Raw genomic sequence first — 7387 nt, 5'->3', positions numbered from 1 at the left:
CTACTTCGTCTGTGGAGAATTGTCTCTTCCACTACAGCCAATCATGTAGCTCTACCCACTACAAACAGCGAATAACCAAACAACAACAACTATCCTTTGGTCCTCAAAGGCAATCCTGAAGATTGGGAAACCAACCAGGTTTGGAGGCATTTTTACCGCCTGGCGTGTTTGTTTGCCCGTTCCCAGGATTTGGAGAGGAGTCTTAATTGTTTCGTCGATGTCTTCCTGATTCGAGGAAATGAAATACACAATCCTGACAAGGACTGGCTTGATTTCTTCAGGCGTCAGTTTACCATCTATCTTATTGGGAAAAAGCGGATATCCTGCTCTCTCAGTGAGGGCGACATGATCCATGATTTCCTGAAGATGGAATATGAACAGATCAAGAAGGATATCAGCGAAAGTGAGATTCCTTTCAATGGAGAATGTCTGGCCCAGTGGTTTGCTTCTCTCGAGCTTGATTTTCCTTGGTTGGCTGCTGAAAGTGAGCCACATTGGTCAGTTGGGTAACGATGCACTGCCAGCGTATCTTCCGTTCGAGTCAGAATGTCCCGAAAACCACGGGATATTTTTTTTGTGAGTCAAAATGACACTTTTTTGTGGAAAAACCTACACGATGTGCAATTATTTTCTCAGATATTTGGCAATGAAAAATATTAACTAACTATATTATAAGCAAATAAAAGAATATGATTGTAAGTTGGCACGCTAGTTGCAGCTACCTTTTCAACGACCAAACAGGAAGGTACATAATGAAAAAGAAACCAACGATGTTGAATGTAATTGAAAAATCTTATGCTTATGATGACGCAAATATTTTGAGCATGTACCTCAAGGAGATCAACAGGATTCCCTTGCTTACTCCTGAAGAGGAAGTAGCACTTGCAAAACGTGCACAGGAAGGAGACGAGCTTGCACGAAAGAAGATGATTGAATCGAATCTTCGCTTCGTTGTCAATGTTGCCAAGAAATACCAGAACCAGGGCTTGCCTTTGATTGACCTTATTAATGAGGGAAACATTGGTTTGATGACCGCACTTGATAAGTTTGAAATAGATAGGGGATACCACTTCATCAGTTATGCTGTATGGTGGATCCGCCAGGCAATCATGAAAGCAATCAACGAGAAGAGTCGGGCAGTACGCCTTCCTCTAAACAGGACCAATGAGCTTCTGCAGATCCAAAAGGCACAGAAAGCGCTGATGAAAGATATGAACTCAGAGGACGTGAGTACAGAAGAGATTGGTACCCTTACTGGTTTTGATTCTGAGCATGTAGGCAACTTGCTCGCTATCAGCAGGGATATGATTAGCCTCGATGCTCCTATTTTCAATGATGGAAGTGCAAGCAATATCGGTGATTTCATTGAGGATACCTCCCAGTTGAGTCCTGAAGATAGTCTTCTTGAACACGCTTTGGAAGCAGATGTTCGTTCATTGCTCTCCACTTTGAGTGATAAGGAACGGGAAATCATTGAGTTGCGCTTCGGTCTTGAAGGAAAGAATCCCATGTCTCTCAAAGAGATTGGTGAATTGTACAACTTGACCAAGGAGCGCATTCGTCAGATCGAGAAGAAAGCAATCGAAAGGTTGCGTAACCCCTCCCGTTCAAAGCTGGTTGAGAGCTACATCGCATAACAGCACCAGAAAGGTGTTTACATATAGATAGGAAGAAACCGGGCACAAGTTGTCCGGTTTTCGTTTGCCCAGCATGGGCAATAACTAGATGGTGAAAGTCCACTGTGGGTTAGGTAATTGACTTCACCCCCTCTGCATGGTACAGTGCATTAAATTAGTATACGAATTAGATATTTGTATACATATAGGGGGTTGCAGTGCGGTCAAAAGAGACTACCAATATGATCTATACCACCCTGAAACAGGAGATTCTCTCTCTTGCCATCAGACCAGGGGAGTTGAAGAAGGAAGGAGATCTTTGTGACCGATTCAAAGCAAGTCGGACACCAGTGCATGCTGCATTGGAGCGATTGAGCGAAGCAGGCTTGATTGAGTTCATTCCCTACAAGGGGGTGAGGGCAACCTTGCTCAATTTTTCCGATATCTATCAGAATATTATGATGCGTATTCTTTTAGAGACCAAGGCAGTGCAGGACTTTTCCCGTACTGCAAATCCTTTTGCAATCGAGCGGTGTATGCATGTGCTTCGAAAGCAGGAAATACTGCTTGAAAACGGGCCATTTGTTGAAACTGCATTCTATGCATTGGATGTAGAGTTGCATCAGCACTGGTTCGAAGAGACAGGGTTCCCCCTTTTTTGGCAGATAATCCAAGAGGCAGAGATTTCCTATACCCGTTTCAGAATGCTTGACATCGTGGAGATGCATGCTTTTAGGGACTTGGTGCAGGAACATAGGGTATTGCTTCTGCTGATTGAGCAACAGAAATTTGAAGAAATTGAGCAGGTTATAACCTATCATCTTTTTGGGGGAATTAGGCGTATGGATGCAGTATTGCAGACAGATCTTCGCATGTATTTTAGCGATTGCAATGATATTGAAAAATATTTGGATAAGGTTCGGGCTATCAAAAAGCCACAAAGCCTTGCATGATTCATTTGGGTAAGGAGGAGCAACACTATGGATACACGGTATTCGACAGGAAAAGATGCATTCAAGCATATGACGACACAGGAGCTCAGGGATGAGTTCCTGGTTGACAGAATTTTCCGTCCTGATGAGGTAAGCGGTGTCTACTCGCACATCGACAGAATTGTCACGATGGGCGCGATGCCGGTGGCCGGAGAGGTTGACCTTGAGAAGAACATCGATGCGATGAAGGACTTCGGGGTCGAGTACTTCCTACAGCGCCGGGAGATCGGGATGATCAACATCGGTGGGGACGGGTATGTAATTGCCGACGGCAAGCGCTATGAGCTGGTGAGCCTCGATGGGCTGTACCTGCCGATGGGGACAAAAAATGTGAGCCTTGGGAGCAATGACGCCAAGAAACCTGCAAAGTTCTACATGAGCAGCACCCCTGCACACCACGCCTTCGAGGCAAAGCACATCGTGTTCGCCGATGCAAAGCATGTACCAGCAGGCAACAAGGCCGAGAGCAATGAACGGGTGATCAACCAGTACATCCACCCCGATGTATTGGATACCTGCCAACTTTCCATGGGGCTGACACAGTTGAAAGAGGGCAACGTGTGGAATACGATGCCGGTTCACACGCATGAGCGAAGGATGGAGGTGTACTTCTATTTCGATATCGATGCGGAGCAGACACTGTTCCACTTCTTTGGTGAGCCGAATGAGACGAGGCACATCGTGGTGCATAATGAACAGGCGGTGATCAACCCGTCGTGGTCAATCCACAGCGGGGTTGGCACAAGTAATTATACGTTCATCTGGTCGATGTGTGGTGAGAATAGAACCTACACGGACATGGACCATGTGGCAACGAAGGATTTGAGGTAAAGAAAGATATGGGATATATAGACAAAAAGTTCTCTCTCGAGGGGAAGGTGGCCTGGGTGACCGGGGCAAGCTATGGAATTGGGTTCGCGATTGCAAGTGCGTATGCATCTGCAGGTGCGAAGATAGCGTTCAACGATATCAACCAGGAGTTGGTGGACAAGGGTCTTGCATCCTATAAGGAGGCGGGCATCGAGGCAAAGGGATATGTGTGCGACGTAACCGACGAGCAGGCGGTCTCCCAGACCACGAAAACAATAACCAAGGACCTGGGGCCAATCGACATCCTAGTGAACAACGCGGGAATCATTCGACGTGTTCCAATGCACGAGATGAGCGCAGAACAGTGGCGCAAGGTAATCGACATCGACCTGAATGCACCGTTCATCGTCAGCAAGGCGGTCCTGCCTGGGATGATGGAGAGAAAAAGCGGGAAGATCATCAACATCTGCTCAATGATGAGCGAGCTGGGGAGAGAGACGGTGGCCGCGTATGCAGCTGCAAAGGGTGGCCTAAAGATGCTGACAAGGAACATCTGCAGTGAGTACGGCAAGTACAACATCCAATGCAACGGAATCGGGCCTGGCTACATAGCCACGCCGCAGACAGCACCGCTGAGAGAGCGTCAGGCCGACGGGAGCCGGCATCCGTTCGACTCGTTCATCGTAGCCAAAACACCGGCGGAGCGATGGGGTACAACCGAGGACCTGACCGGCCCGGCCCTGTTCCTTGCATCAGGGGCGAGTGACTTCGTGAACGGCCATGTGCTGTATGTCGATGGTGGCATCCTTGCCTACATCGGGAAACAGCCCTAAGCAATACAGTATCAACTACACCCATGTTCCGTTGCAGGAATGTGGGTGATTTTTTTTGCACAAGGCTGAGATTGTATTTCCTAATTGTTGCTGTTTGTTGCAAATATGAGGATTTCAATCAAATACTAATTATAAATTGCGTGAACACGTAATATCGGAATGAAAGCTCTTAGAAAGTAGTAAAAAATGATTTGTATCAGAATTTACTCGGTACCTAACGCAAAGGCTAAATTGGAATAATGTTCCAAAAAGTATAGTAACAACTATTTATCTAATAAGAAGTTGAAAGTGTTCGAACTGTCTTTTTTTACGCTGGGTTCATTGACAGTATGGAGCGAAGCAGGTAGGATTTGCAAGTCTAGTATTCATGAAAATTAAGGAGTCTTGTATGGCAACAAAGAACACAAAGTATGTCTATTTTTTTGGCTCCGGTAAGGCAGAAGGAACTGCCCAGATGAAAGATTTGCTTGGCGGAAAAGGTGCAAACCTTGCCGAGATGACCAGCATCGGGCTTCCTGTCCCACCGGGCTTTACGATCAGTACTGAGGCTTGCGCCTTCTACAGTACCCATAAGGAAAACTATCCTGAGGGTCTGAGAGAGGAAGTGCTGGAACACCTTGCCAGACTCGAGAATTTGATGGGTGCAAAACTTGGAGATACTAATAATCCATTGCTGGTCTCTGTAAGAAGTGGTGCTGCTCAGTCCATGCCCGGTATGATGGATACCATTCTGAACCTTGGCCTTACCCCCGATTCCGTTCAGGGCCTGATCAAGAAAACGAACAATGAACGATTCGCTTGGGACAGCTACCGCCGTTTCATGCAGATGTTCGGTGATGTCGTGATGGGTGTTCCCCACCATGAGTTTGAACGTGCCTTGCAGGATGTGAAGGATACCCGTGGCATTGAACTTGACACCGATCTTGACAGTAAGGATCTACAGGAAGTAATTGCCCGTTATCAGAGACTGTACAAGCGATTTACCGGGGAAGATTTCCCTACCGATCCCATCGACCAGTTGTTCAAGGCCATTAATGCAGTCTTCAAGTCTTGGAACAATGAAAGAGCAATTAAATATCGTCAGATGAATGATATTCGTGGTTTGCTTGGTACTGCAGTCAATATCCAGAGTATGGTGTTCGGAAACATGGGGGAGACCAGTGGAACTGGTGTAGCCTTTACCCGTGACCCATCCACTGGTGAAAACCAGTTCTATGGTGAGTACCTGATGAATGCTCAGGGTGAGGATGTGGTTGCAGGTATCCGTACTCCGCTCTCGATTGAGACACTCAAGGAAGTCAATAGAAAAGTCTATGACCAGTTGGTTGATATCCGTGGAATCCTTGAAAAGCATTACAAGGATATGCAGGACATTGAGTTTACCATCCAGGAAGGCAATCTGTATATGTTGCAGACCAGAAATGGCAAGCGGACAATTTTCAGTTGGTTGCGCTCCCAGGTTGAGATGGTCGAAGAAGGCTTGATCGACAAGGAAACTGCAGTAAGTCGTGTTCCCTCTGGTGAGTTCGGTAAATTGTTTGCCCCCATTCTTGATGCCAAGTATATCAGGGATAACTCCCTGGAAGCCATCACCCGTGGTCTGAACGCCAGCCCCGGTGGCGCTTGCGGCCAAATCTACTTTACTGCAGAGAAAGCTGAAGAGATGGCAGCAGAAGGGAAGAGTGTCATTCTTGTTCGTACCGAGACCAGCCCCGAGGATATCGGAGGTATGGGGGTTGCGAAGGGCGTGATTACCTGTCGTGGTGGTATGACTAGTCATGCAGCTGTAGTCGCCCGTGGCATGGGCTGCCCTTGTGTCAGTGGTGCTGGAGAGATCAAGATCAATGAACCCAAGCGTTTCCTTGAGGTGAACGGTACTACGCTCAGCGAGGGTGATTTCATCTCTCTTGATGGATTCACTGGTGAGATCTATGGAGCCAAGATTCCTGTAAAGGATTCTGAGATCGTCCAGGTTCTCAATGGTTCCATGAAAGAAAGCGAATCAATCCTGTACAGGGATTACAAGGCTTTCATGGGATTTGTCCAGGATCTGAAGGTATTGGGTGTCTATACCAACGCTGACACTCCACATGATACACAGATGGCCGTTGCTTTTGGCGCTGAGGGTATTGGGCTCTGCCGGACAGAACACATGTTCTTCGGTGGTGACAGGATCATGTCGATCAGGAAAATGATTCTTGCTAACAATACAGTGGAGAGAGAGAAAGCTCTTGCTGAGTTGCTTCCGATGCAGCGCAGCGACTTCGAGGAGATTTTCCTCGCGCTTGATGGCCGCCCGGCTACCATTCGGTTGCTTGACCCCCCTCTGCATGAGTTCCTCCCCAATGACCATACCAGCAGGCATGAACTTGCATTGCAGATGGGTATTACAGTAGAGGAAGTAGCACAGAAGTCTTCTGCCCTGCATGAGTTCAACCCGATGCTTGGCTTCCGCGGTTGTCGTCTTGCAATCATCTATCCAGAAATTCTGAGAATGCAGGTTAGAGCAATCATCGAGGCTGCGATCAATGTGAAACGCAAAGGCGTGGAAGTGCTCCCTGAGATCATGATCCCATTGGTAGGAAACTACAAGGAGTTTGTATTCACCAAGAACCATGCCCTCGAGGTAATTGAGGAGATCTTCAGTGAACAGTCTCTCAAGGTGCCCTACAAGATTGGTACCATGATTGAAGTCCCTCGTGCTGCAATCACCGCAGACGAGATTGCCAAGGAAGCAGAGTTCTTCAGCTTCGGTACCAACGACCTGACGCAGCTTACCTGTGGATTCAGCCGTGATGATGCGGCTTCATTCCTTGGTGCGTATGTCAACGACCCTGACAAGCAGTTCTATGAGTATGACCCGTTTGCTACTCTTGATGTGGATGGTGTGGGCAAACTTGTGGAAATGGCTGTCAAGCTTGGCCGTTCTGCAAACCCTGATATCACGTTGGGTATCTGTGGTGAGCATGGTGGAGACCCGAAGACCATTGCCTTCTGTAACAAGATCGGCCTGGACTATGTTTCTTGTTCTCCCTTCCGTGTTCCCATTGCCCGCCTTGCTGCAGCCCAGGCTGTAATCGAAGCAAAGAAGAACGCGTAACTCTCTAGTTAGCATTAGAATATCCCGGGCTTCAGC

General features: G+C 47.5%; 6 protein-coding genes. All 6 read left to right on the top strand.

The genetic code is table 11. The features are described 5' to 3' along the window. Window positions 1-96 precede the first annotated feature (96 nt). The 6 genes from DYP60_RS12370 (at window position 97) to ppdK (ending at window position 7351) form a co-directional block, all read left to right on the top strand. Window positions 97-510 carry a hypothetical protein gene (locus DYP60_RS12370; RefSeq protein WP_206363140.1) on the top strand — a complete coding sequence of 138 codons (414 nt, stop codon included), beginning with the start codon at window positions 97-99 and terminating at the stop codon, window positions 508-510. A 242-nt stretch (window positions 511-752) separates the two neighbouring features. Next, the gene (locus DYP60_RS12365; RefSeq protein WP_117331325.1) at window positions 753-1637 is read left to right on the top strand and encodes a sigma-70 family RNA polymerase sigma factor; all 885 of its coding nucleotides are present in this window, start codon (window positions 753-755) and stop codon (window positions 1635-1637) included. Between the two features lie 197 nt (window positions 1638-1834). Further along, window positions 1835-2569, top strand: a complete 735-nt coding sequence (locus tag DYP60_RS12360) for a GntR family transcriptional regulator (protein WP_133299343.1) — start codon at window positions 1835-1837, stop codon at window positions 2567-2569. Window positions 2570-2596: 27 nt separating this feature from the next. Further along, window positions 2597-3439: a 5-dehydro-4-deoxy-D-glucuronate isomerase gene (kduI, locus tag DYP60_RS12355; protein ID WP_117331323.1), complete on the top strand. Its 843-nt coding sequence runs from the start codon at window positions 2597-2599 to the stop codon at window positions 3437-3439. A gap of 8 nt (window positions 3440-3447) precedes the next feature. Next, a complete protein-coding gene (locus DYP60_RS12350) occupies window positions 3448-4251 on the top strand; it encodes a gluconate 5-dehydrogenase (protein WP_117331322.1) in 804 nt (267 codons plus the stop codon). Window positions 4252-4639: 388 nt separating this feature from the next. Then, on the top strand, window positions 4640-7351 hold the full coding sequence (ppdK, locus tag DYP60_RS12345; RefSeq protein ID WP_117331321.1) for a pyruvate, phosphate dikinase: 2712 nt from the start codon (window positions 4640-4642) through the stop codon (window positions 7349-7351). Window positions 7352-7387: the final 36 nt, after the last annotated feature.

This window comes from Sphaerochaeta halotolerans (assembly GCF_003429665.1).
Classification (GTDB): Bacteria; Spirochaetota; Spirochaetia; order Sphaerochaetales; family Sphaerochaetaceae; genus Sphaerochaeta; species Sphaerochaeta halotolerans.
Note: the sequence above shows the minus strand (reverse complement) of the source record. Positions and strands in the feature narration are given on the sequence as shown.

Bases quoted from the DNA above. Each gene is read 5' to 3' on its own strand.
- DYP60_RS12365 (WP_117331325.1), top strand. From the start codon at position 753: ATGAAAAAGAAACCAACGATGTTGAATGTAATTGAAAAATCTTATGCT.
- kduI (WP_117331323.1), top strand. From the start codon at position 2,597: ATGGATACACGGTATTCGACAGGAAAAGATGCATTCAAGCATATGACG.
- DYP60_RS12350 (WP_117331322.1), top strand. From the start codon at position 3,448: ATGGGATATATAGACAAAAAGTTCTCTCTCGAGGGGAAGGTGGCCTGG.
- ppdK (WP_117331321.1), top strand. From the start codon at position 4,640: ATGGCAACAAAGAACACAAAGTATGTCTATTTTTTTGGCTCCGGTAAG.